Source organism: Sphingopyxis sp. (genome assembly GCF_035998965.1).
GTDB lineage: Bacteria > Pseudomonadota > Alphaproteobacteria > Sphingomonadales > Sphingomonadaceae > Sphingopyxis.
This window is the reverse complement of record NZ_DASYHE010000031.1, coordinates 1-25,502: the sequence shown is the minus strand read 5'-3', so window position 1 is coordinate 25,502 and position 25,502 is coordinate 1. Positions and strand designations below refer to the sequence as shown.

Genomic DNA, 25,502 nt, shown 5'->3' with positions numbered 1-25,502 from the left:
TTCCAGATCGTTCGCGTTGAGATCCTTCATCTTGATCTCGGCGATTTCGGTCAGTTTCGAGCGGGCGATCTTGCCGCCGCTGATCTTGCCCGGCTCTTTCGAACCCGACTTCAGGTTTGCGGCCTTCTTGATCAGATAGGTTGCCGGGGGCGTTTTCGTGACGAACGTGAAGCTCTTGTCGGCGAACACGGTGATGATGGTCGGGGTCGGGGTGCCTTTTTCCATGCCATCCGTCGCGGCGTTGAACGCCTTGCAGAATTCCATGATGTTGACACCGCGCTGGCCGAGGGCCGGCCCGAGCGGCGGCGAGGGGTTTGCGGTCCCTGCCGGAACTTGCAGCTTGATATAGCCGCTGATTTTCTTAGCCATGATGGCCTCCTATCTTTCTGTCGCCCCGGACGTGATCCGGGGCTCAAAATAAGCGGTCGAACAGAAGGGCATCACCCCTTCCTCCCGCGCGGAATCACGCCCGTATCTGACGCGAAGCGGCGCCTTTATGCGAAACCGGCGTGAAAAGAAAGCCTCATTGCAATCCGGCCAGTCGGTGCATCGGTCAGCTGGGCAATGCAAGCGGCGAGCATGGACCGGCCACAAACGCATCAACCAATGTGCGATAGGATGCCGATACTGGCACGATCACTCCGTCGGACATCTGCAATCCGCTGCGACGACCATCGCGCACGCGGCGCACGACATGGCCGGTGGCAACCCACCAGGATCGGTGAACCTGCAATCCCGGAACGCCTTCAAGTTCGTCGATTGCATCGCGCAGGCGCATCAAAAGCAACGTGCCGCCTATTGTGGTCACCACCCGGATATAGTGGTCCTCCATTCGTAGATAGAGGATATCCCCGCCAATATGCGTCGGTAAACGCGACAGGAAGCGTGCGCCGGCACGCGGTGTCAGCGCGCAAGGATCGCGCGGCGGGGAAACCGGATGTCCGCGCACGATATAAAGCGACGTCAATCCGATGCTGACGATCACGATTGCCAGCACGTGCACGTAAAGGAGCGCCCCGTCGGTCCAGTGCATCGCGCCAGCCGACCCGAGCCGGGTCCGGACAAGATCAATATCGACAAAGGGCAAACGCTCGGTCGTTTCGACGACGTGACGAAAAAGAACATCGCACCAGCTGACAAAAATTGTCATTGGCGCGGCAGCGAGGGCCAGTGTAGCGACGCCGCCGCCCAAGAGCGAAAAGCCGCCGAAGGCCCGGCTGTTGCGCAAGAGCCGCGCGGTCAACGGCATCACAATCCCGCCAAACACTCCCAACATCACCGTCCAATAGCTGAAGCGCCACAGGAACGGATCACCGCCTGTATCAAAAGGACCGATCACCGACATCAGCATCGCGATCATCACATAAGCCGACATATGTACGGCAAAATCCCGCCAGCCGAGGTCCGCCCAGATATCGAGGAAGGCGCCAAGCGGCATCGGGGTTCGAATCGGCATCGCCATGGCGGCGCGGAATAGCCCGGCGCGCGACAATCTCAACAAATCACCGTGTACTAGCCCGGCCATTTGACGAAGCGTGAAATTGTCATCGGCCAATTGGCGCATGGTTGGGGCATCGTTTGCGAAAGGACGATTGCGAGCGACGCCCGGTTTGGACCAACCGGCGGCCGCGGTCGGCTACGGCCCGCCTTGCCTCTCCCCCATGAACTATCTCAGGAAATCAACATGCCTTCGCGCTACAAAAAAATTCTCGCCCTTACTGCCGTGACCAGTTTTGTCAGCCTGCCCGCCGCCGCCCAAGAGCGCGATGACAACCATATCAGAGTCGGCGTCGGCGCGCTGATGATCGAAGCGCCGTTCAAGGGCGAGGACACGCGCATATTCCCGCTGCCGATCCTGTCGATCAAGCAGGGCCCGCTGTACCTTGAAGGCGGCGAGGCCGGGGTCGCACTTGACGCACCGATTGCCGGGTTTACCCCGTCGCTGCAATTGTTCGTCGCCGCGCGCAACACGGTAGCGCGCGACCGGCAGAAGATCACAGCCGACGGTGGCGCCCGCATCGGGCTGACGAGCAGCCTTGGCACCCTAAGCGCGGCCTATCGCCACGACATCACCGGCACATTCGACGGTGGGGAATTTATCCTGCGCTATCAAGTGCCGATCGAAATGGGACGCGTGACGATCAGCCCCGCCGCGCAGATCAGTTTCCTCGACCGGGCGACCGCCAACCATATGTATGGCGTGACTACAAAGCAGCGCGCGCGCGCGATCCGCAAAGGACGCGATGTCATTCTGCCCGTCGCGCCGATCACCGACAATGCGATGAACCTCGGCGGCGACATCACGGCGACCTTTCAGATCAGCGACCGGCTGACAATGGTCGGAGTATTGGGCGGCACCTACCTCGACAAGACGATCCATCGGAGCGCGGCGATTGACCAGAAATGGGAATCGCAAGCCGTTGTCGGCCTGATCTATAGTTTCTGACCAACCAAAAAAGGGTCCGCGCGGCGCAGTTGGCGCGGACCCTTGTCACGCACCGGGGCACCATGAAAGCGTTGTTCGCCATCATGCAGCAAGTGATCAGCGCGGTGCTGCTGATCGCAATCGCCATCGTCGCAATTGCAATCGCCGTGCATATCGTATCGCCCACGTAAATGCGGGGCGACGCCGCCTTTTCTCAGCGCAAACATCCACGGCTGCCGCCCGCCAACAGGCGCCAGCATTATGCCGTCGTCGGATTGTAGCGCAGCAGTCCCTCCTGAACCACCGAGGCGATCAGGGTGCCGTCCTGGCGATAGATTGAGCCGCGGTTGATCCCGCGGCTGCCGCCGGTCCAGTCGCTGTCCATCACGAACACGAACCAGTCATCGACGCGGATGTCATTATGGAACCACATCGCATGATCGAGGCTGGTCGAGAACAGCCCCGGGGTCGACCAGTTGAGCCCGTGCGGCAGCATCGCCGACGAGAGCAACCCCATATCCGACGCAAAAGCCAGGAACGCCCGGTGGATCAGTTGATCATCGCCGATCGGCGCCGCCACGCGAAACCATTGATAATGCTGCGTCGCCTGCGCCGACGCGGGTGGGCGATGGTTGCGCAGCTCGAACGGGCGCCGCCGGGCCATATGCGCGAATGCCTGTTCGGAGATGTTGGGGTCGGCGGCGATGGTTTCGAGGAACTCGCGGCATTCTTCGGGCGGCAACAGGTCGGGCATCGACACCTGATGCGACAGGCCGGGCGCGGGCAGCTGGAATGACGCGGTGAGGTTGAAGATGACCTTGCCATCCTGGCGCACGACGACACGGCGGTTGGCGAAGCTGCGCCCGTCGAAATCGCGGTGGACGCGGAAATGCAGCGGCTTGGTCTCGTCGCCGCCGCGCAGGAAATAGGCGTGGAGCGAATGGACCTGCTTGTCCGCATCGACGGTGCGCGCCGCAGCAACCATCGCCTGAGCGATCACCTGGCCGCCGAAAATCCGCTCGCGCGCAGTGGTCGCGAGCGCCGGGAAAGTGAACTCGTCGGGTTCATCAGCGGGCGAGAGATCGAACAAGCGCGCCACCGCGCCGACGACCTTGGTCGCATCGATACTGGCGTTGATTTCGCGGGCGCGTTCGATGCGGGCCTGAATCTCGTCCGGAGTCAGGGTCATCACGTCATCCCATCTGCAAAAAGATTGACGGCAGGCGCCGTCACTTCATCCGTTCGACCTGTTCGAAGTCGAGTTCGACCGGGGTGGCGCGACCGAAGATCGACACCGACACCTTGACACGCGCCTTTTCGAAATCGAGTTCCTCGACCAGCCCGTTGAAGCTGGCGAAAGGACCGTCGAGCACCTTGACCTGATCGCCGATTTCGTAATCGACGCGGATTTCCTGCTTCGGGCGGGCCGCAGCCTCTTCCTTGCTGTTCAGGATACGCGCGGCTTCGGATTCGCTGATCGCCTGCGGCTTGCCCATCGAACCCAGAAAGCCAGTGACCTTTGGGGTGTTTTTCACAAGGTGATAGACATCGTCGGTCATCGTCAGCTTGGCGAGGACGTAACCGGGGAAGAATTTGCGTTCCGCCTGAACCTTTTTGCCGCGCTTCACCTCGGTGACGGTTTCCACCGGCACTTCGACCGCTTCGACAAATTCGCTGAGGCCCATGCGCTCCGCTTCGGAAAGCACCGAATCGCGCACCTTGTTTTCAAAACCCGAATAGGCGTGAATGATGTACCAGCGCGCCATGTGTGTTCGTATCCTGTCCCTGTAAGTGCGGCGTTTAGCGCGCGAGCGACGTCAGCCAGCTGACGATCGCGTTGAAAACCGTGTCGACGCCGAGAAAGAACAGCGAGAGGATCGTCGTCATGATGAGCACCATGATCGTCGTCTGCACCGTCTCGCGTCCCGTCGGCCAGACGATCTTCTTGGCTTCGGCGCGCACCTGATTGATGAACTCAGCCGGGCTGGTTTTCGCCATGTCGATCGTCCTGTCCTACAAACTACTGCTTCGGGCCAGATGGGTTGCCGCGCCCCCCGCGTCAAGCGCGCTTTTGGGCAATAGTCCGCCCACCCTCCCCGAGCGTGTCGGCGAAAGGCGGAACGAAAACGGCGCATCTGTCCGAATGAAAGCGGCCTTTACTGGCGCGCTGCGGCGATTGCAAGTGCAGGGTCGGCTTCGCGCGCCAGCGCGCGTCGCATCCAAAGGAGCAGTGCGACCATGATCAGCCAGCTGATCGTCGGCTGGAGGGCGAACAGATAGTGCAATTCGCGCGCCGCCGCCGCGCCATTTTTCGGATCGAAGCCGACGAGGTCGAGCAGAAGGTAGCTGACCGCGATGGCGGCAGCGACGCCGAATTTCTGCATCAGGTTGAGCAACGCAAACAGAAAGGCCGAGCGATTGCGGCCGCAGCGTGCGGCATCGCCGGGGATGATATCGGCGAGCATCGAGTAAGTGAACAGCAGCCCGACAAAACCGGTGCCGAGCATGATCGAAAACCCCGCCCCCTGCGCGACGCCCTCTGGCCGTTGGAACAGGGTGGCGATCAGCAGACTGGAAATGAGCAGCCCCATCATGATCATCATCGGCGGCTTGCCGTAGCGCCGCGCAAGCCATGTCCAGATGGGCGAAGCGATCGCCCCGCCGATGAAGCTGGCGAACAGCAGCACCGCACTCTGCCCGTCGAGATCGAGCACCGCGGCGGCAAAAAAGACGAACAAGGAGGTGAGCGACCCGAAGGCGAAGCTGTTGAGAAATTGCACCCCGAGCAGCAGCATCAGCGGGGGGAAGGCCAGCGAGACACGAAGCTCGCTGCGCCAGCCGATGCCGGGTTCGGCGATCACCGCGCGCGGCGGAACGCGGCGGATCGCGTAGAGCGCGATCGGCACCATCAGCATGAACAGGCTGGCGTAGGCCATGATCCGGCCCTGCAAGCTGACGCCGGGGATCAGGATTTGCGCCGCCGCGGGGGCGGCGAACGCCAGGATCAGCGCAATTTTCGCAAACCAGTCGCGCATTCCATAAAGGAGCGCGCTGTCGCGCGGGCCGCGCACCAACGCCGAGCCCCACGACAGTTGCGCCACTTCATAGAGGCTGTAGCTGGAGTAAAAGAGCACCATCATCAGGAACAGCGCGGCAAAGGGCAGCCGGTCGCCGACGGTGACCAGCGCCAGCAGCAGCAAGGCAAGCGGCCCGAGCGCGAGCAGCATCCAGCGGCGGTGGGCGCCGAGCCCGGTGCGGACGCGGTCGACCATCGTCCCGATCAGCGGATCGACGACGCCGTCCCAGATGGTGGTGAGCGAAAACAGCAGCCCGACCAGCGCGACCGAAATCACCCCGCCCTCGGCGATATAGGGCGGCAGATAGACGCTGAACGGCAGGCCGAGGATGACCGTCGGCCCGGCGGTGGCGGCGTAGGCCGCGACGGTGCGCGGGCGCAACGTGTCAGGCGGGTCGGGCTGGCCAGCCGATGGCAGGGCGGTACTGACCACGATGCGATGCTCCCGATGCCGAGGGGAGCAGGTTTTCAGTTATTAACAGTGATGTCAACAGATGAGGAAGCCGAGAACGGCGCTGCAACACATAGACCGTTTGCCCTGAGCTTGTCGAAGGGCCGCTCTTTCTTTGCAACGTCGAAACAGAAGAACGGTGCTTCGACAAGCTCAGCACAAACGGAATGGGTGGAACCGCGGGCTAAACGCCTCCGCGCTAACCAATCTTGAAATGCGACAGAAACGGCTGGAGGCGCCAGTCGAGCTGGTCGCTGTCGAGCCATTCATCCTCCAGCCCCGCGAGCGTGTGGAGCATCGAATCGCCGATGACGATGCTGAGCAGCAATTTCGCCGCCGCTTCGGGATCGTCGATTTCGGCCTCGCCCGCCGCGGCCCATTCGGCGAACAATGTCGATAGTTCTTCGACCGCCGGGATGTGCAGGTCGCGATAGATTTGCAGCGCGAAATCACGGTCGCGCAAGCTTTCCGAAACCAGCATTCGCATGAGCGCAACAGCGCGCGGCGAGCGCATCCGGTCGCACTTTCGGTGCGCATAGCCCCTGAGCAGTTCGGCGTTCGAAAGATCCGCCATCGCCATGCATCCGGCGGGCTGACAGCGGGTTTCATTACCCCAGCGCGACGCAATCGCGTGCAGCAGCCCCTGTTTATTTCCGAACAAATCATAGAGCGTCGCGAGCGATCCCCCCGATAGTTTGACGATTTCGGCGAGGCTGGTGCGGTCATAGCCCTGTTCGAGAAACAGCGCTTCGGCGGCGTCGAGGATCGCATCGCGGCGGCGCTCGCGCAGCGACGGTGGCTCCATCGGGCATTCCAGCAAATCGGACTTTACCATCCGCGATTCTCTCCCTTGTGCTTTTCTGTAATCTAAATTACATGGCGATTTGTGCAAGGCGTATTTTGCGTCCTCCACGCTTCATAATACAGCATTATTCAGGGGTTCTTATGAGTCGCGCTCGTTCCTTTGCCAGCGTCAGCGTCGCCGCGTTGGCCTTGTTGCTCACCGCCTGCGCGTCCGAAGCGCCCCCGGCCCCACCACCGCCCGAGGTGACGATCGTCACTGTCCGTTCGCAAGCGGTGCCGAACGTCATCGAACTGCCCGGCCGCGTCCAGGCGATTCGCACCTCCGAGGTGCGCGCCCGGGTCGATGGCATTGTCGAGCGACGCCTGTTTGACGAGGGCAGTTTTGTCCGCGCCGGAACCTCGCTGTTCCGCATCGACCCGCGCCAATTGAACGCGACGTCCAATGCGGCGCGCGCGCAGCTGGCCCGCGCGCAGGCGACCGCGGCCAATGCGCGGCAGGTCGTCGCGCGTTACCAGCCGCTGCTCGCCGACCAAGCGATCGGCAAACAGGAATATGACGCCGCGGTCGCTGCACAACGCACCGCCGAGGCTGATGTCCAGGCGGCGCAGGCCAATCTGGAATCGGCGCGCCTGAACCTGGGCTATGCGTCGGTGACCGCGCCGATTTCGGGCCGCGCGCGCCGCGCCGAGGTCACCGAAGGGGCGCTGGTCAGCGCTGCACAGGGCACGTTGCTGACCACGATCGAACAGATCGACCGTGTCTATGTCAATTTTGGCCAGTCGAGTTCGGATTTGCTGGCGACGCGCCGCGACATCGGCTCGGGCAAGGTCAGCGCCCCGCAGCTTGAGCGGGTCGAAGTGCAGCTGATCCTGGAGGATGGCAGCGCCTATCCGGTGGTCGGCCATCTCGACTTCCTCGACCTGTCGATCGACGAGGCGACGGGGACCGCGGCATTGCGCGCCGAATTTCCGAACCCGGCTTCCGCGCTGCTGCCCGGTCAGTTCGTTCGCGCGCGCATCTTTGCCGGCAACCGCGCCGATGGCATGCTGATCCCGCAGCGCGCGGTCAAACTGACCGGAGACGAGGCAAGCGTGATGGTGCTCGATGCCAAAAATATCGCGACTCCGCGGCCGATCAAACTCGGCGCGATGGTCGCGGGCCAATGGGCGGTGCTTGATGGGCTGAGGCCCGGTGACAGGGTGATCGTCGACGGATTGCAAAAGGTGCAGCCCGGCCAGCCGGTGCGGATTGCGCCGCCCAAGCGCACGGCGTCGACGCCCGCCGCGAAGCGCTGATCTGACATGACCCCCCGCTTTTTCATCGACCGGCCCATCTTTTCATGGGTCATCGCCATCGGCATCCTGCTCGCGGGTATCATCGCGCTGCGCGGCCTTCCCATCGAACAATATCCGTCGGTCGCCCCGCCGTCGCTGACCATCGGCGTCACCTATCCGGGCGCCGACGCCAAGACGCTCGAACAGAATGTCACGCAGGTCATCGAGCAGGAACTGAACGGGGTCGAGGGCTTCCTCTACATGGCCTCGACCAGCGAATCGAACGGCACCGCGTCGATCAATCTGACCTTCGAGGCCGGAACCGACATCGATAATGCCCAGATGGAGGTGCAGAACCGCCTGCGCCGCGTCGAGCAGCGGCTGCCCGAGGACGTTCGGCGTCAGGGCATTTCGGTGACCGAGGCCAATTCGGGTTTCCTGCTGATCGTCGCGGTCACGTCGAAGAGCGGCAACACCGACCCGATGGAGGTCAATAATTTCGCCAACACGCGCGTGCTCGACGAGCTGCGCCGCGTGAACGGCGTCGGCAATGTGCAGGCGTTCGCGCCCGAATATGCGATGCGGATCTGGCTCGATCCGCAAAAGCTGGCGTCTTACAATCTGTCCGCCGCCGAAGCGTTGGGCGCGGTGCAGGAGCAGAACAGCCAGACCCCGGGCGGCCAGTTGGGCGACCAGCCGATCGCCAAGGGCGCACAGCTGAACGCGGTGATCACCACGCAGGGCCGCTTTACCAAGCCCGAGCAGTTCGAAAGCATCATCCTGCGCGCCAACCCCGACGGGTCGGCGGTGACGCTGGCCGATGTCGGACGCGTAGAGCTGGGGTCCGCAAGCTATCTCTTCTCGTCGGAGCTGAACGGCAAGCCGATGGCAGGCCTTGCGGTCCAGCTGACCCCCGGCGCGAACGCGCTCGCGACCGCCGAGGGCGTCCGCGCGCAAATGGCCACGCTGGCGAAGGGCTTTCCGCCCGACATCACCTGGTCGATCCCCTATGACACGACGCCGTTTATCCAGCTGTCGATCGAAGAAGTCATCATTACGCTGGTCGAAGCGATGGTGCTCGTTTTCCTCGTCATGTTCCTGTTCCTGCAAAACTGGCGCGCGACCGTGATCCCGACCATCGTCGTGCCGATCGCACTGGCGGGCGCGTGTCTGGGCCTGTGGATGTTCGGTTTCTCTATCAACGTGCTGACGCTGTTCGGCATGGTGTTGGCGATCGGCATCCTGGTCGACGATGCGATCGTCGTGATCGAAAATGTCGAGCGGATCATGAACGAGGAGCATCTGTCGCCCTATGAAGCGACGGTGAAGGCGATGGGCCAGATCACCAGCGCGATCATCGGCATCACCCTGGTGCTGATCGCGGTGTTCATCCCGATGGCGTTTTTCCCCGGATCGACCGGCGGCATTTATCGCCAATTCTCGATGACGCTGGCGATCTCGATCGCGTTCTCGGCGCTGCTCGCGCTGACGCTGACCCCGGCGCTGTGCGCAACGTTGCTCAAGCCGCATGATGATAAGGCGCGCAAAGGCAAGATCGGCGCCTTTTTCGACCGCTTCTTTGCCCGCTTCAACAGCTGGTTCGGCCGTACCACCGATCGTTATCAGGGCGGGGTCGGCAAGATGCTGGCGTCACCGCTGCGCTGGCTGGGTGTCTTTGCCGCGATGGTGCTGGTGACCGGCCTGCTGTTCACGCGCCTGCCCGGATCGTTCCTGCCGCAGGAGGATCAGGGCTATCTGATCACCGTTGTCCAGGCGCCGCCGGGTGCGACGTCGCAGCGCACCGCCGAGGCGACCAAGCAGGTCAAAGCCTTCTTTGCCGAACAGCCGCAGGTCGCGAATATCGTGCTGGTCAACGGGTTCAGCTTTTTCGGGCAGGGCCAGGCGAACGCGATCATGTTCACGCCGCTGAAGCCATGGGACGAGCGCACTGGCGACGGCGACAGCGCCGATGCGATCGCCGGCAAGGCGATGGGGACGCTGATGGGGATCAAGGAGGCCTTCGCCTTCTCGCTGAGCCCGCCGTCGATCCCCGAGCTTGGCACGTCGAGCGGCTTTACCTTCAAGCTGCAGGACCGCGGCGCCAACGGGCGCGAGGCGCTCGTCGCAGCGCGCAACCAGATGCTGGGCGGCGCGATGCAGAGCAAGCTGCTCGCCAATGTCCGCCCCGAGGGTCAGGAGGATGCGCCGGTGCTGAAGGTCGATATCGACCGGGTGCAGGCGCGCGCGCTGGGCCTGTCGATCGGCGACGTCAATGCGACGCTGGCGATCAGTTTCGGGAGTGCCTACGCCAACGACTTCACCCGCCAAGGCCGCGTGCTGCGCGTGCTGCTCCAGGCCGATGCCGCGAGCCGGATGACGCCGCAGGACGTGCTCGACCTGCGCGTGCGCAGCGCCAATGGCGGCATGGTTCCGTTCGGATCGTTCAGCAAAGCCGAGTGGTCGGCCGAAGCGCCGCAGTTGCAGCGCTATAACGGCTATCCGGCGATGACGATTTCGGGCGAACCCGCGCCGGGGCAGTCGACTGGCGAGGCGATGGCCGAGATGGAGCGGCTGGCCGAGACGCTACCGTCGGGCTTTGCGTTCGAGTGGACCGGCATCTCTTATGAAGAAAAGCAGTCGGCGGGGCAGATAGGGCTGCTGCTCGGGCTGTCACTGGTCGTCGTGTTCCTGCTGCTCGCGGCGCTGTACGAAAGCTGGTCGGTGCCGGTGTCGGTGCTGCTCGTGGTGCCGCTGGGCGTGCTGGGGGCAGTCTTGTTCTCGATGTTCCGTGGCTTGTCCGCCGACATTTATTTCAACGTCGGCCTGATCACGATCATCGGCCTGTCGGCGAAGAATGCGATCCTGATCGTCGAGTTTGCGATCGAGCAGGAGGCCGAGGGCAAATCGACGCTCGACGCGGTGATGGAAGCGGTGAAGCTGCGGTTGCGCCCGATCATCATGACCAGCCTAGCGTTCATCCTGGGCATGGTGCCTCTGGTCATCGCGAGCGGCGCGGGTGCCGCCAGCCGCATCGCGGTCGGATCGGGCGTGATGGGCGGGATGATCGCAGCGACCTTGCTCGGCATCTTCTTCATCCCGCTCTTCTATCTGTCGGTGCGCAAATGGATCAGCCGCAAGCGGCCCCCTGCCCCGACCGAAAGAGGTCATCATGAGGAGCCCGGACATGCGTAAGTGGATCGTGCTGGTCGCGGCTACCACCCTTGCCGGCTGCGTGAATATGGCGCCGCCCCACGACCGCCCGGCCCTGCCCACGGCGCCCGATTATCCCGCCGAGTTTGCGGGCGATGTGACGCTGGGCCAGCGCGCGACCGATGTGGCGTGGCAGGACTTTTTTGCCGACCCACAGCTGGAAGTGCTGATCGCGCAGGCGATCGAACGCAACCGCGATCTGGCAGTGGCTGTCGCGCAGATCGAGGAAGCGCGCGGATTGTACCGCATTCAGGACGCCGATCGCCTGCCGACGGTGGGCGCCAGCGCCGATGCGACGCGCAGCCGCGGCCAGTCGCTGACCGGCGCCGGGACCGACACCACCAGCCGCTACTCGGTCGGAGTCGGGGTGACGTCGTTCGAGCTCGATTTCTGGGGGCGGGTGAAGAATCTGTCCGAAAGTGCGCGCAGCCAATATCTCGCGACCGAACAGGCCGAACGCGCGTTCCGGCTGGCGCTGGTGCGCGATGTCGCCTCGACCTATTTCGCTTCGCGCGGCGCGACCGAGCAGATCGCGCTCGCCGAAGCGACGGTGACGAGCCGCAAGGAAGGGTTGCGGATCGCCAAGCGGCGGCTCGACGCGGGGGTGACCTCGGCGCTCGATTACCGCCAGTCGGAAACCTTGCTGACGCAGGCCGAGACGCAGCTCGCCAGCCTGAAACTGGGCAAGGCGCAGGCCGACAATTTCCTGTCGGTTTTGACCGGCGGCCCGGTGTCCGGCCCCCTACCCGCGCCGCTCCCGCTCGTTGCGCAGGGGCAGTCGCCGGTGCTGACCGCGGGGTTGCCGTCGGAGCTGCTCGTCGCCCGCCCCGACATTCTCGCCGCCGAAGAACGGTTGCGCGCCGCGCAGGCCAATATCGGCGCCGCGCGGGCGGCTTTCTTCCCGTCGATCTCGCTGACCGGTAATCTCGGTTTCGCATCAGGGTCGCTCGACAACCTGTTCAGAAACGACGGTTTCGGGTGGAGTTTTGGCCCGTCGATCAGCCTGCCAATTTTCGATTTCGGCCGCAACAAGGGCAATCTGACCGTCGCCGAGGCGCGCGAGAATATCGCGGTTGCGACCTATGAGCGCACCGTCCAGGGCGCGTTCCGCGAAGTCGCCGATGCTCTCGCCGGGCGGCGCTATCTGGCAGAGCAGGTCGAGGCGCAGGAACGCGGGACGCTGGCGCAGCGCCAGATCGCGGATCTGGCGCGCAAGCGTTACCGCGAAGGGGTTTCGACCTACCTCGAAGTGCTCGACGCGGAACGCAATCTGTTCGCCGCCGAACAGACGCTGATCGAAACGCGCCGCGCGCAGGTCGACAATCTGGTGACGCTGTACGTCGCGCTGGGTGGCGGACTGGTCGAGCGGCGCTAGAGCATATGACTTTGGTTGACCCGCCTCCGTCATTGCGAGCGAAGCGAAGCAATCCAGAGCGGTTTACGCGTGCTCTGGATTGCCGCGTCGCTTCGCTCCTCGCAATGACGATACCCATTCATGTCTTCGCGCTCTGAAAGGGCCAGCCGATCACGGATAATGCCCCTGCCCTGCTGAAGGACATATTGGGTCCGCAAGCGCTGACGACGATCGCCGATGCGGGAGCCGCCGCTTCGCCGCGGTTTGATCGGGAAGCGTTCCTGACCGCCGCGACCGATGGGCTCGACGCGCTGTCGATCATGGAGCGGGTGCGCCATATCGCGAGCGCCCTCTATTCCGCGTTGCCCTCCGACTATGCGGCAGCGCTGGAGGTCATCGGAGCGATGGCGCCGCGGCTGACCCACGGATTTCAGGCGGTGGCGGTGACTGAATATGTCGCGCGGTACGGGCTGCACAATTTCGACCGATCGCTGAACGCGCTCGCCAGTCTGACGCGCTTTGGCACTGCCGAATTCGCGATCCGGCCCTTTCTGGCGCAGGATGCCGATCGCGCGCTCGCAACGATGGCGCGCTGGACCGGCAGCGATGACGAGCATGTCCGGCGGCTGGCGAGCGAAGGCGCCCGCCCGCGGCTGCCGTGGGCCACGCGCGTCCCGGCGCTGAAGGCCGATCCAACGCGCGCGGCGCATATTCTGGCGACGTTGAAGGCCGACCCCAGCCTGTATGTCCGCAAATCGGTCGCCAATCATCTAAACGACATCGCCAAAGACCGCCCCGACTGGCTGCTCGATCTGCTGGCGGACTGGCGGAAAGATGACCCCCATACCGCATGGATCATCCGCCACGCGCTGCGCACCCTGATCAAGCAGGGCGAACCGCGCGCGCTGGCGCTGATCGGTGTCGGCCATGGGGCCGCGGTTACGGTGCGCTCATTTGCGGTTGAGCCATCTACGGTGCGCTTGGGCGAGCGGATCACGATCAACGCCGAAATCGTTTCGGATACGACGGAAAATCAGCCTTTGGTGGTCGATTACCGGGTCCACTATGCGCGGGCGGGCGGCAAGACCGCGGCGAAGGTGTTCAAGTGGAAGACATTCGACCTTGCCGGGGGCAAGGCGGTTGCACTGCACACCAATCAGACGATCCGCGATTTCAGTACGCGACGGCATCATCCGGGGCGTCATGCGGTGGACCTGATTGTCAACGGCCGGACGATGAGCCAAAGCGGGTTCGAGCTGCTGACGGACAAGGAACCCTAGCTCAAGATTGCATCGGACACCCATCACCCGTTCGCCCTGAGCTTGTCGAAGGGCTGCCCTTTCTTCTGACGTTCAAAGAAAAAACGGTGCTTCGACAAGCTCAGCACGAACGGATCAGGGGTTGGAGGCACTCATCCCTCACGGGGGCGCGGGAACAGGTTCGGGGGGCGGCGCCTCGTTCGCGATCGGCACGCGCAGATCGATCCGGCTGCCGTTGATTTCGGTCGAGATCACCGCATCGCCGCCTTCGATGCCGACGCTCGTATTCTCGCCAACCGGAATCTCCCCAATGTCGGGAATATCCTGCGGCTCGACGGGACCGCGCGGATTGGTCGGCCGTGCCGGCGCCGCTTTTTGTCCCGATGCCTGGATCATGAAATCGCGCCAGATCCGCGCGGGCAGTCCGCCGCCCGAAATGCCGCGCAGCGGCGAATTATCGTCGTTGCCGATCCACACCCCGACCACCAGCCCATTGGCGTAGCCGACGAACAGCGCGTCGCGATTGTCCTGGCTGGTTCCGGTCTTGCCGAAATTCGCCTGCGGCAAACGCGCCGCGCGGCCGGTGCCGCGATTGACCGCGGCGCGCAGCATCTGTTCGATGTCGTCGTGAACGCCTGAACGAAAGCGGCTCGGGCCAGAAATGAGATTTTCGAACCAGCCTTTTTCGTCGCCGGGAAACGCATGCGGAACGACCGGATAGCTGTTCGCCGCGACCGCGGCATAGGCAGCGGTCAGTTCGAGCAAGGTCATGCTCGACGTGCCGAGCGCAAGGCTGGGGTCGCCTTTCGTCATCGGCGCGGTGACACCCAGATCGCGCGCCATGTCGATGACCTTGTCGTCCCCGACTTCGCGCAGCAGCCGTACTGCGGCGACGTTGCTCGACGTTGCAAACGCATCCTCCAGCGTGATCGTTTTCGAATAGGTGCCGCCGGAATTTTTCGGGCGGTATGAGCCGGTTTCGATCGGCTGGTTGTCGATCACATCATCGGGTTCCCACCCGGCGCGCAGCGCGGCGAGATAGACGAACAACTTGAAAGTCGATCCCGGCTGGCGCCGCGCCTGGGTTGCGCGGTTGAACGGCGAGGCGGCATAATCGCGCCCGCCGATCATCGCGACAACCTCACCATTCGGGCGCATCGCAACCAGCGCGACCTGCGCCTGGCCGATCCCGGCGCGGCTGGTAACGCGGCGCGCCACCGCCTGCAACCGCGCGTCGAGCGTGGTTTTGATCGTCTGCCGCGAATAGCCGACATCGCTGAGCTTGCGTGCCTCGGGCAGCGCCCAGTCGGCGAAATAGGTGCCGGTGGGCAGCGTGTTGCGGCTGCGTACATCGATGCGCGGGGTGCGGATCGCCTTGCGATCGGCTGCGGACAGATAACCGGTCGCGACCATCGCGTTGAGCACCAGTTGCATGCGCTTTTCGGCCAGATCGGGGTTCTTGGTCGGCGCGAGACGCGAAGGTGCTTGCACCAGCCCCGCTAGCATCGCCGCCTGCGCCGGGGTCAGCTTTTCGGGCTGACGATAGAAATAGTGCAGCGAGGCGGCCCGCAGCCCATAGGTATTGTCACCAAAATAGGCGTTGGACAGATAGCGTTCGAGAATCTCGTCCTTGGTCAGCCACGCTTCGAGCCAGAAGGCGATCAGCGCCTCGCGCGCCTTGCGCCCCAGGGTGCGTTTCGGGGTGAGGAAGGTGAATTTGGCGAGCTGCTGGGTGATCGTGCTGCCGCCCTGCGTCCGCCCGCCGCTGACATTGCTCCACACGGCCCGCGCGATGCTGCGCGGATCGACGCCCATATGGGTGTAGAAACGCCGGTCCTCGATCGCGAGGAAGGCGCCAGTGACGTGCTTGGGCAGCGCGCTGGCCTTGACCGGCGCATCGACGATCGCCCCCGACCGCGCGATCGGCGTCCCGTCCGAGGCGAGCAAGGTGATCTGCGGCGGCACGATCGGTTCGAGCGATTTCGACAGCGGAGCGGTGAGCGCCAGCCAGCCGACGAGGAGGATGAAGAGGATACAGAAAATTGCGAAACCGCGCGAAATGCGCCGCCACCATTTGCGACGGCGGCTTTCCGGTACAACCGGGGGCAGCGCGTCGAAACCGGGCGCGCTGGGCATGGGCAGCGGCGGCGCGGCGGGCGCTGGATCGGGCGTTTTGGATTTACGGAACCAGGTCATGCTCAGTCAGCGTATTAATATCGCAATACAGCATAAGCAAATGGCTTATGCACCGCTCCACAGGACAGCGAGCAAACGTCCATAGATACCGCGCAGAATTCATTCGCCTTCGCGCCGGGGCATCCCGGCCTGAAACTCGGCCACGAGATCGAAGCGGTCTCCGCGGAATAGCTGGCGGACATGGGTGACGGGCCGGTCGCCGCGCCAGGTGTCGCGTTCGAGCTGGAGGCAGGCGGCACCGCTGCTGATCGCCAAAACTTGCGCTTCGGTGCGGGTGGCTGCGATAGCGCGCACGACATGCCGCGCGGAGGTCCAGGGAATATGCGTGAGCAGCCAGGTTCCCGGCGCCTCGACGGTGAAATCGGCCTCGGCTGCGGCGGGGACTTCGGCGAGTTCGATCATGCGGCTCTCCAGCGCGAAGGGTTCGTCGGCGGCGAAATGCACGCCATCGATCTGGAGTGTGTCGGCTTCACCGGCATTTTTGCGGCGGAAGATCGCGCGCGCTTCCCAGCGATAGGCTTCGCCGCGCGCCGCGATCAGTTCGGCGAGGTCGGGGACCGTCATCACCGCCGAATGCACCGGCGGATGCGCGACGAACGAGCCCGCCTTGCGCCGCCGTTCGACCAGCCCCGCGGCGACGAGCTCGGCCAGCGCCTTGCTGACCGTCGCGCGCGCGCAGCTATAGCGCGCCGCGAGTTCCTGTTCGATCGGGATGCGCGTTCCCGGTTTCCATTCGCCCGAGTGGATTTTGCTTTCGATATCCGCGCGGATCCGCCGCGCCGGGTTCGGTGCTGCGCGCGTCACGCGACGATCCGCTCGACGCTTTTGCGGTAGGCGGCAGCAATCGCCGTGCGATCGACATGGCGTCCGCCATCGACGCGCTTGATCCCGGCGCGCCAGACGCAGTCGATGGTCCCTGCCCCGCCAGCAAAAATCCAGCGGTCGAGCAGCGTCGCGTCGTTGGTTCCCGCGAAGCTGGGGTGAGTGAGGTCAAGCGAGACGATGTCGGCGGGCTGGCCGATCGCGAAGCCTGCCTCGACCCCCAGCGCCTGCGCGCCGCCGACGAGCGCGCGGGTGTAGAGATTGGCGCCAACAAAAGGCGCAGCGTCGCCCGCCAGCATGGCGCGGGCGCGGTGCGCCAGCCGCTGGGAATACTCCAGCGCGCGCAACTCGCCCGCGGCGTCGATCAGGATATTGCTGTCGGTGCCGATCCCGAACCGACCGTCCGCCACCAGATAGTCGCTGGCCGGAAAAATGCCGTCGCCAAGGTTCGCCTCGGTAATCGGGCAGAGCCCGGCGACCGCGCCGCTGGCGGCGAGCCGCGCCACTTCGCCCGCATCAAGGTGGGTCGAGTGGATCAGGCACCAGCGCGCATCGACGTCGGCGTTGTCGAGCAGCCATGCGACCGGGCGCGCGCCGCTCCATGCCACGCAATCGGCGACTTCCTTTTCCTGTTCGGCGGCGTGGATATGGACCGGGCCGGTGGGTGACATCGCGAGGAGCGCCGCCAGCTGGTCGGGTGCCACGGCGCGCAGCGAGTGCGGCGCGATACCCATATTGGCGTCGCCGACCAGCTTTGATCGCGACGCGTCGAGAAGCGATGCAAAGCCGTCGACATTGCTGAGAAAGCGCCGCTGGCCATGGCTTGGCGCCGCGCCGCCGAAGTTGCCATGCGCGTAGAAGACCGGAAGCAGAGTCAGGCCGATCCCTGTCGCGGTGCTGGCTTCGACGATTGCCTCCGCCATCGCGGCGGGATCGGCATAGGGCGCGCCCGCGGGATCATGGTGGAGATAGTGAAATTCGCCGACGCGGGTGAAGCCACCCTCGAGCATTTCCAGATAGGCCTGCGCGGTGATCGCCGCGACATCCTCGGGTGTGAGCCGGTCGAGGAAGCGGTACATGATCTCGCGCCAGCTCCAGAAATTATCGTTGGGACGGCTGCGGCGCTCCGAAAGCCCCGCCATGCCGCGCTGGAAACCATGGCTATGGACGTTGCACAGGCCGGGCAGCGCCGCGGCGTGGCGTTCGTCGCTCGGCGTGGCGCCAACGCCCACTTCCAGCGCCGAAATCCGCCCCTCGGCGACTGTCAGCCGCACATCGTGCTGCCACCGATTATCGATCCATGCGCGCTGAAACCAGTAAGCCATCGTCGGGAGCCTTTATATTATGTCTAGACATAATGGCGCCATCGCGAGATGTTGTCCAGATGGAGCAGATGTGGACCAACGCGCGACTCGCGACGATGACCGATGACGGGTTGGGACTGATCGACGATGGCGTCGTGGCGGCGCAGGACGGACGGATCGTCTATGCCGGACCCACCGATGGCGCGCCGACGACGGCGGCACGCACCACCGATTGCGGCGGTCGGTTGATCACTCCGGGGCTGATCGATTGCCACACCCACCTGGTCCACGGCGGCAACCGCGCCAATGAATGGGCGATGCGGCTCGAAGGCGCGAGCTACGAGGATATTGCCCGCGCCGGCGGCGGCATCGTGTCGACGATGCGCGCAACCCGCGCCGCGAGTGAGGCCGAACTGATCGAAAGCGCCCTTCCCCGCCTTGACGCGCTGATCGCCGAGGGGGTCACGACGATCGAGATCAAGTCGGGTTACGGTCTCGACACCGAAACCGAGCTGAAGATGCTGCGAGCGGCGCGCGCGCTGGGCGAGCGGCGGGCGATCCGCGTCGAGCCGACCTTCCTCGGCGCGCACGCCCTGCCCCCTGAATATCAGGGGGACAGCGACGGCTATATCGACCTGGTCTGCAAGGAAATGATCCCCGCCGCCGCGCCGCTCGCCGCCGCCGTTGACGCCTTTTGCGAAGGCATCGGCTTTTCGCCCGCACAGTGTACGCGGGTGATCGAAGCGGCGCAGACGCATGGGCTGGCGGTCAAGCTGCACGCCGAACAATTGTCGGCGCTGAGCGGCAGCGCGCTCGCGGCGCGGCATGGCGCACTCTCCGCCGACCATCTGGAATATGCGACCGACGACGATGTCGGCGCGATGGCCGCAGCCGGAACTGTCGCGGTGCTGCTGCCCGGTGCCTATTATTTCATGCGCGAGACCAAATTGCCGCCGATCGACGCGATGCGCCGCCACGGCGTCAAGATCGCGCTGGCGACCGACAACAACCCCGGCACCTCGCCGACGACCTCGCTGCTGCTCATGCTCAACATGGGCGCGACCTTGTTCGGGCTGACGGTGGTCGAGGCCTTGCGCGGGGTGACGGTGAACGCCGCCGCCGCGCTGGGGCTCAACTCCGAGGCCGGCACACTCGAAGCGGGCAAGGCGTGCGACCTCGCGATCTGGGACGTCACCGACCCCGCCGACCTGGTTTATCGCATCGGCTTCAACCCGCTGCACCAACGCATCAAGGACGGACAATGATCATCAACCCGGGCGCGATGACGCTGACCGACTGGCGCGCGATCTACGAAGGCGCCAGCGCCACGCTGAATGCCGACGCATGGAACGCCATCGACGCAAGCGCGGCGGCGGTGGCGCGGATCGTGGCCAAGGGCGACCCGGTCTATGGCATCAACACCGGCTTCGGGAAGCTGGCGAGCGTGCGGATCGCGAGCGACGATCTGGCGACGCTCCAGCGCAACATCGTGCTCAGCCACGCCGCGGGCACGGGCACCCCCTCCCCCGCCCCGGTCGTCCGGCTGATGATGGCGCTCAAGCTCGCGAGCTTCGGCGTCGGTGCGTCGGGGGTGCGGCGTGAAACGGTGGCGATGCTGGAGGCGATGCTCGCCAAGGGGCTTACCCCCGTCGTCCCGTCGCAAGGCTCGGTCGGCGCGAGCGGTGACCTGGCGCCGCTGTCGCACATGGCCGCGGCGATGATCGGGGTTGGCGCGATCGACATCGGCGGACAGACCCTGCCCGCCGCCGATGCGCTGGCGCAGGCGGGCCTCGCCCCGCTCGAACTCGGTCCGAAGGAAGGCCTCGCGCTGCTCAACGGTACGCAATTTTCGGCTGCCAATGCACTCGCGGGCCTGTTCCGCACCGAAACCGTGTTCCAATCGGCGCTGATCACCGGCGCGCTCTCGACCGAGGCGGCCAAAGGCTCCGACGCGCCGTTCGATCCGCGCATCCATGCGCTGCGCGGCCATGCCGGACAGCGTGCGGTCGGTGATGCGTTACGCGACCTGATGGCGGGTTCGGCGATCCGCGCCTCGCACGCGGTGAACGATCCGCGCGTGCAAGACCCCTATTGCCTACGCTGTCAGCCGCAGGTGATGGGCGCGGTGCTCGACCTGCTGCGTCAGGCCGCGACCACGCTCGGCGTCGAGGCGAATGGCGTGTCCGACAATCCGCTGATCTTCGCCGACACCGACCAGGCTTTGTCGGGGGGCAATTTCCACGCCGAGCCCGTCGCCTTTGCCGCCGACATGATCGCGATGGCGCTGTGCGAGATCGGATCGATTGCGGAGCGTCGCATCGCGATGCTCGTCGATCCGGCGCTGTCGGGGCTGCCCGCCTTCCTGACCCCGCGCCCCGGGCTCAACTCGGGCTTCATGATCCCGCAGGTCACCGCCGCGGCGCTGGTCAGCGAGAACAAGCAGCGCGCCTATCCCGCGAGCGTCGATTCGATCCCGACCTCGGCCAATCAGGAGGATCATGTGTCGATGGCCGCGCACGGCGCGCGCCGCCTGCTCGAGATGGCCGACAATGTCAGCGCGGTGATCGGCATCGAGCTGCTCGCCGCATGTCAGGGCATCGACTTCCACGCACCGCTGACATCAAGCGACGCGCTCGAGGCGGCACACAAGCATCTGCGCGCTGCGGTGCCGACGCTCAAAGACGACCGTCATTTCCACCCCGACATGGAAGCGGCGACCGCGCTGATCCGGTCGGGCAGTCTGGTCGCGGTTGTACCAGCCGACCTGCCGGGCCTGAGCTAATGGACTGGCTGCGCGTCCATCGCGGCGACGCGCCGCTGGTCATCGCCTTCCCGCACGGCGGCACCGACCTTGCCGGGCTCGACGAGCAGTTCGTATCGCCTTGGCACGCGCACATCGACACCGATTGGTGGATCGCCGAGCTTTACGCCTTTGCCGCCGACATGGGCGCAACGCTGGTCGCGACCGACATCTCGCGCAGCGTCATCGACATGAACCGCGACCCCTCGGGCGCGTCGCTCTATCCCGGTCAGGCGACGACCGAGCTGTGTCCGACGACGACCTTCGACGGCGCGCCGCTGTACCGCTTCGGCGAGCCCGACGAGGCCGAGATCATGCAGCGGCTGCATTCATATCACCGGCCCTATCACGATACGCTGGCGGGTGAACTCGACCGTTTGAAAACTGCGCACGGCAAGGTCGTCCTCTACGACGCGCATTCGATCCGCAGCCATGTCCCCCGCCTGTTCGACGGCGAATTGCCGCAATTCAACATCGGCACCAACGGCGGCACAAGCTGCGCGCCCGAACTCGAAACGATCGTTGCGAACGTCTGCGCGGCGAGCGGCCACAGCCATGTCGTCAACGGGCGCTTCAAGGGTGGCTGGACGACGCGCCATTATGGCCGCCCCGACGATGGCATCCACGCAATCCAGATGGAACTCGCGCAGCGCGGTTACATGGATGAACCGGAGGCAATCACCCACGCCAACTGGCCTTCCCAGCTCAACCCCAAGCCCGCGATTCGGCCCGTGCTGGAGCAGGTGATCGCGGCGACCCTCGACTTTGCGAAAGGACGTCAATGACCCGTCTCGACAACAGCCGCGTGATCCGTCCGGCGACCGGCCCCGAGATCACCGCGAAAAGCTGGCTCACCGAAGCGCCGATGCGGATGCTGATGAACAACCTGCATCCCGACGTTGCCGAAGCGCCGCACGAACTCGTCGTCTATGGCGGCATCGGCCGCGCCGCGCGCGACTGGGAAAGCTATGACAAGATCGTCGAGACGCTGAAGCGGCTGGGTGACGACGAGACGCTGTTGATCCAGTCGGGCAAGCCGGTCGGGGTGTTCCGCACCCACAGCGACGCGCCGCGCGTGCTGCTCGCCAATTCGAACCTCGTGCCGCAATGGGCCAATTGGGAACATTTCTCCGAGCTCGATCGCAAAGGGCTGATGATGTACGGCCAGATGACCGCAGGCAGCTGGATCTATATCGGCAGCCAGGGCATCGTGCAGGGGACGTACGAAACCTTCGTCGAAATGGGTCGTCAGCATTATGGCGGCAGTTTGGCGGGCCGCTGGCTGCTCACCGCGGGCCTTGGCGGCATGGGCGGCGCCCAGCCGCTGGCGGCGGTGATGGCAGGCGCGTCATGCCTCGCGATCGAATGCCAGCCGAGCCGCATCGAAATGCGCCTGCGCACCGGCTATCTCGACAAGCAGGCGGCGAGCATCGACGAGGCGCTGGCGATGATCGAAGCGAGCCATGCCGAGGGCAAGGCCGTGTCGGTCGGCCTGCTCGGTAACGCCGCCGACATCCTGCCCGAAATGGTCCGCCGCGGCATCCGCCCCGACCTGCTCACCGACCAGACCTCGGCGCACGACCCGGTCAACGGCTACCTCCCCGCAGGCTGGACGCTGGACGAGTGGTTTGCGAAGCGCGAGAGCGATCCCGCTGCGGTCGCCAAGGCCGCCAAGGCGTCGATGGCGGTGCATGTGCAGGCGATGCTCGACATGCAGGCGGCGGGGGTGCCGACGACCGATTATGGCAATAATATCCGCCAGGTGGCGCAGGACGAAGGCGTCGAAAACGCCTTCGATTTCCCGGGCTTTGTCCCCGCTTATGTCCGCCCGCTGTTCTGCCGCGGCGTCGGCCCGTTCCGCTGGGTTGCGCTGTCGGGCGATCCCGAGGATATCTACAAGACCGACGCCAAGGTGAAGGAGCTGCTCCCCGACAATAAGCACCTCCACAACTGGCTCGACATGGCGCGCGAGAAGATCCAGTTTCAGGGGCTGCCCGCGCGCATCTGTTGGGTCGGGCTTGGAGACCGTCACCGGCTGGGCCTGGCGTTCAACGAAATGGTCGCATCGGGCGAGCTGAAAGCCCCGATCGTGATCGGCCGCGACCATCTCGATTCAGGCTCGGTCGCCTCGCCCAACCGCGAAACCGAAGCGATGCGCGACGGGTCCGATGCGGTGTCGGACTGGCCCTTGCTCAACGCGCTGCTCAACACCGCCAGCGGCGCGACCTGGGTGTCGCTCCACCATGGCGGCGGCGTCGGCATGGGCTATTCGCAGCACAGCGGCATGGTGATCGTCGCCGACGGCACCCCTGAAGCAGCCAAGCGGCTGGAGCGCGTGCTGTGGAACGACCCCGGCACCGGCGTGATGCGCCACGCCGACGCGGGTTATCCGCAAGCGATCGACTGCGCGCGCGACCAGGGGCTGGACCTGCCGAGTCTGATAAGCTGAATTTCGCCAGTGCGGATTATCCCTGACCGGATAGGTCGGCCAATCGGGAAATTTGCGATATGACCGGGAAGATAGCCTTTTTCCCTCGGTCGCGGTTGATGGCTGGCATGATTTTTCACGGCATCGCTGGCAGTTGGCCGATGAAATCTTACCCGCTCCGCCAATGCACCAGTACCATATTCAGGTTTTACCCAAGACATCGCGGGTTAGGCTTCCCAAAAGGCCGGGGATGCCTTGTGCCGATCTGTATCGAAGAGGAACTCATCGTGAGCCCGCGTCCTTTCAGAGTCGCCCGATCAGTGTGCCATGCGGTTTTCGTCGCCCTGATTTCTATCTTATGCCTTTCGGTTCCGGCGAATGCGGAGGGACGCTGTCCACCCGGATATTACCCCACCGGCGGTGCCGATGTCGGCTGGTTTGCCTGTGCCCCCATGGGCCCGACGGACGGCATTCCGCAAGGCGAACCCGATTCGGCGCCTGGACCGGTACCCGACGCCTTCATGTCCGTTATCGCGCACCCCGACGCTTCGGTGCTGTGGGCGACTTCGGGTTACGACAGTGGTCCGGCTGCCGACAAAGCCGCTTTGCAAGCCTGTCAACGACAGATGGGCAAAGGATGCTATGCTCTGTACGGGGGTTATAACGCCTTTGTCATCGTGGTGGCCCGAGACGCTATTGGACATGCCTTTGCCGCAGGTGACGTCAATAACGAAGTTGCTCGTTCAAAAGCTCTGGCATCTTGTCAGCAACAAAGTGTTGGCTGCGAGATTACCCAGACTTTCTTCAACAGCACAGGTCCGAAGGACAGCTTCCCGACGTTTATCCCGTTAATCCGAAAATATGCCGTCGTCGCTTGGACGAAGGCGGCAGCGCCAGCATGGCGGTGGAAAACATGGCTTGTTTCAGGCATCAGCGGCCTGGACGCGGCTGTCGACGCCGCCGTCAAGCGGTGCGCGACTGACACCGGCATGGAATGCGTGCTCGGCGAGTACAGCGGCTCGGGCATACTGGTCCATTTTGCCGACAACGTTGGCGCAACCTACTGGACCGATGCCGCCAATGAAGCAGCGGCGCCCAAACGTGTGGCTCTCAATTGTCCGAAAGAGAGGCAATGCCGCATCATCGCAACCTATGCTGCCGATGAGCTTCGGACATCGATTATCGAAGAGGACCAGGCGAAATAAGTTCGACTGGCATAAACGCCGATCGTGACGCGGCCGCGGACGCTGGACCAGACGCAATGCCACAAACGGAACCATCACCGAAACGAAAAAGGGCGGCCCTTGCGAACCGCCCCTTCCCTTATCGCTAAGCTCGCAGCTTACACCTTTTCGGCGTAATACAGCGGCGCATGCTCGTTGAGGATCTGGAGGATCTTCGCCTGCGCCGTCTTTTCGTCGCTTTCTTCCATCGCGCCGAGTTCGCGTGCAAGGCGGCTCGACGCCGCTTCGAAAATCTGGCGTTCCGAATAGCTCTGTTCGGGCTGGTCGTCGGCGCGGAACAGGTCGCGGGTCACTTCGGCGATCGACACCAGGTCGCCCGAATTGATCTTCGCTTCATATTCCTGGGCGCGGCGCGACCACATGGTGCGCTTGACCTTCGGCTTGGTGGTCAGCACCTGCAGCGCTTCCTTCAGCGTCTTGTCCGACGACAGCTTGCGCATCCCCACGCCTTCGGCCTTGTTCGTCGGCACGCGAAGCGTCATTTTTTCCTTTTCGAAGCGCAGGACATAGAGTTCGAGCTGCATCCCGGCGATTTCCGATTTCTGCAACTCGATGACGCGCCCCACGCCATGTTTGGGATAAACGACATAATCACCGACTTCGAACAAGAGCGTGCTTACGGACATGCAATTTCCTTTTGTTGTGCCTTGACCCTGATCTGAAAGTGCGACAACAGCGGCGCATCCCGCCCTCTAGCCAAGGGGGATTTACGGTCGCTCGGCGCTAGCCAGTCAGAGTGACAAGGGATATGGCTCCATCGGAACGCCGCGAAACGCCCCAGCCCGAGACGGGAAGAGGCAGAATGTCAGCGCGTTGATATTTATTATAACAGATTCGCAACAAAATTGCCACCC

Annotated in this window: 21 protein-coding genes; 10 read left to right on the top strand and 11 right to left on the bottom strand. The window is 64.2% G+C overall.

Going from position 1 to position 25,502, the window contains the following annotated elements; genetic code table 11:
- Together rplK and VGN68_RS04045 are read right to left on the bottom strand one after the other, a co-directional pair.
- Nucleotides 1-369, bottom strand: a 369-nt coding sequence (gene rplK / locus VGN68_RS04050; RefSeq protein ID WP_327474096.1) for a 50S ribosomal protein L11, incomplete at its 3' end; no start/stop codon positions are given.
- 184 nt (nt 370-553) lie between these two features.
- Complete coding sequence (locus VGN68_RS04045) at nt 554-1,564, bottom strand: LytTR family DNA-binding domain-containing protein (RefSeq protein WP_327474094.1); 1,011 nt, start codon at nt 1,562-1,564, stop codon at nt 554-556.
- Between the two features lie 120 nt (nt 1,565-1,684).
- Between VGN68_RS04045 and VGN68_RS04040 the strand changes: the two genes are divergently transcribed.
- Complete coding sequence (locus VGN68_RS04040; RefSeq protein WP_327474092.1) at nt 1,685-2,446, top strand: MipA/OmpV family protein; 762 nt, start codon at nt 1,685-1,687, stop codon at nt 2,444-2,446.
- Between the two features lie 238 nt (nt 2,447-2,684).
- On the opposite strand, the gene VGN68_RS04035 is transcribed toward VGN68_RS04040, so the two are convergent.
- From VGN68_RS04035 to VGN68_RS04015, 5 genes are all read right to left on the bottom strand, one after another.
- Nucleotides 2,685-3,614 carry an acyl-CoA thioesterase II gene (locus VGN68_RS04035; protein WP_327474090.1) on the bottom strand — a complete coding sequence of 310 codons (930 nt, stop codon included), beginning with the start codon at nt 3,612-3,614 and terminating at the stop codon, nt 2,685-2,687.
- A gap of 40 nt (nt 3,615-3,654) precedes the next feature.
- The gene (gene nusG / locus VGN68_RS04030) at nt 3,655-4,191 is read right to left on the bottom strand and encodes a transcription termination/antitermination protein NusG (protein ID WP_088442199.1); all 537 of its coding nucleotides are present in this window, start codon (nt 4,189-4,191) and stop codon (nt 3,655-3,657) included.
- Nucleotides 4,192-4,225: 34 nt separating this feature from the next.
- Complete coding sequence (secE, locus tag VGN68_RS04025) at nt 4,226-4,423, bottom strand: preprotein translocase subunit SecE (RefSeq protein ID WP_293703497.1); 198 nt, start codon at nt 4,421-4,423, stop codon at nt 4,226-4,228.
- A gap of 158 nt (nt 4,424-4,581) precedes the next feature.
- Complete coding sequence (locus VGN68_RS04020; RefSeq protein WP_327474084.1) at nt 4,582-5,934, bottom strand: MFS transporter; 1,353 nt, start codon at nt 5,932-5,934, stop codon at nt 4,582-4,584.
- A gap of 217 nt (nt 5,935-6,151) precedes the next feature.
- A complete protein-coding gene (locus VGN68_RS04015) occupies nt 6,152-6,787 on the bottom strand; it encodes a TetR/AcrR family transcriptional regulator (RefSeq protein ID WP_327474082.1) in 636 nt (211 codons plus the stop codon).
- A gap of 110 nt (nt 6,788-6,897) precedes the next feature.
- Here VGN68_RS04015 and VGN68_RS04010 point away from each other — a divergent pair, with 110 nt between their 5' ends.
- From VGN68_RS04010 to VGN68_RS03995, 4 genes are all read left to right on the top strand, one after another.
- Nucleotides 6,898-8,052, top strand: coding sequence for an efflux RND transporter periplasmic adaptor subunit (locus tag VGN68_RS04010; protein ID WP_293703504.1), 1,155 nt, complete (start codon nt 6,898-6,900; stop codon nt 8,050-8,052).
- Between the two features lie 6 nt (nt 8,053-8,058).
- On the top strand, nt 8,059-11,223 hold the full coding sequence (locus VGN68_RS04005) for a multidrug efflux RND transporter permease subunit (protein WP_327474077.1): 3,165 nt from the start codon (nt 8,059-8,061) through the stop codon (nt 11,221-11,223).
- Nucleotides 11,216-12,616 carry an efflux transporter outer membrane subunit gene (locus VGN68_RS04000; protein ID WP_327474075.1) on the top strand — a complete coding sequence of 467 codons (1,401 nt, stop codon included), beginning with the start codon at nt 11,216-11,218 and terminating at the stop codon, nt 12,614-12,616. Before VGN68_RS04005 ends, VGN68_RS04000 begins: the two co-directional genes overlap by 8 nt.
- 185 nt (nt 12,617-12,801) lie before the next feature.
- Entirely contained in the window at nt 12,802-13,875 is a 1,074-nt protein-coding gene (locus VGN68_RS03995) for a DNA alkylation repair protein (RefSeq protein ID WP_327474073.1), read from the top strand.
- A gap of 138 nt (nt 13,876-14,013) precedes the next feature.
- Here the strand turns inward: VGN68_RS03995 and VGN68_RS03990 are convergent, their stop codons facing one another.
- The 3 genes from VGN68_RS03990 to VGN68_RS03980 form a co-directional block, all read right to left on the bottom strand.
- Entirely contained in the window at nt 14,014-16,050 is a 2,037-nt protein-coding gene (locus VGN68_RS03990; RefSeq protein WP_414713003.1) for a transglycosylase domain-containing protein, read from the bottom strand.
- 99 nt (nt 16,051-16,149) lie between these two features.
- Complete coding sequence (locus VGN68_RS03985; protein WP_327474071.1) at nt 16,150-16,854, bottom strand: UTRA domain-containing protein; 705 nt, start codon at nt 16,852-16,854, stop codon at nt 16,150-16,152.
- Nucleotides 16,851-18,197 carry a formimidoylglutamate deiminase gene (locus VGN68_RS03980; RefSeq protein WP_327474069.1) on the bottom strand — a complete coding sequence of 449 codons (1,347 nt, stop codon included), beginning with the start codon at nt 18,195-18,197 and terminating at the stop codon, nt 16,851-16,853. The genes VGN68_RS03985 and VGN68_RS03980 overlap by 4 nt, the downstream gene beginning before the upstream one ends.
- A 32-nt stretch (nt 18,198-18,229) precedes the next feature.
- Between VGN68_RS03980 and hutI the strand changes: the two genes are divergently transcribed.
- Genes hutI through VGN68_RS03955 form a run of 5 tightly spaced genes read left to right on the top strand, consistent with a single transcriptional unit; the run spans nt 18,230 to nt 24,609 of the window.
- The gene (hutI, locus tag VGN68_RS03975; protein WP_327474067.1) at nt 18,230-19,441 is read left to right on the top strand and encodes an imidazolonepropionase; all 1,212 of its coding nucleotides are present in this window, start codon (nt 18,230-18,232) and stop codon (nt 19,439-19,441) included.
- Nucleotides 19,438-20,958 (top strand): histidine ammonia-lyase, encoded by a 1,521-nt coding sequence (gene hutH / locus VGN68_RS03970; RefSeq protein WP_327474065.1) that lies wholly within the window; start codon nt 19,438-19,440, stop codon nt 20,956-20,958. Before hutI ends, hutH begins: the two co-directional genes overlap by 4 nt.
- On the top strand, nt 20,958-21,761 hold the full coding sequence (hutG, locus tag VGN68_RS03965) for an N-formylglutamate deformylase (protein ID WP_327474063.1): 804 nt from the start codon (nt 20,958-20,960) through the stop codon (nt 21,759-21,761). Before hutH ends, hutG begins: the two co-directional genes overlap by 1 nt.
- Nucleotides 21,758-23,425, top strand: coding sequence for a urocanate hydratase (gene hutU, locus VGN68_RS03960; RefSeq protein WP_327474061.1), 1,668 nt, complete (start codon nt 21,758-21,760; stop codon nt 23,423-23,425). Before hutG ends, hutU begins: the two co-directional genes overlap by 4 nt.
- 59 nt (nt 23,426-23,484) lie before the next feature.
- Nucleotides 23,485-24,609, top strand: a complete 1,125-nt coding sequence (locus VGN68_RS03955) for a DUF4189 domain-containing protein (protein WP_327474059.1) — start codon at nt 23,485-23,487, stop codon at nt 24,607-24,609.
- A gap of 137 nt (nt 24,610-24,746) precedes the next feature.
- On the opposite strand, the gene VGN68_RS03950 is transcribed toward VGN68_RS03955, so the two are convergent.
- Nucleotides 24,747-25,274: a CarD family transcriptional regulator gene (locus tag VGN68_RS03950; protein WP_088441069.1), complete on the bottom strand. Its 528-nt coding sequence runs from the start codon at nt 25,272-25,274 to the stop codon at nt 24,747-24,749.
- Nucleotides 25,275-25,502 lie beyond the last annotated feature (228 nt).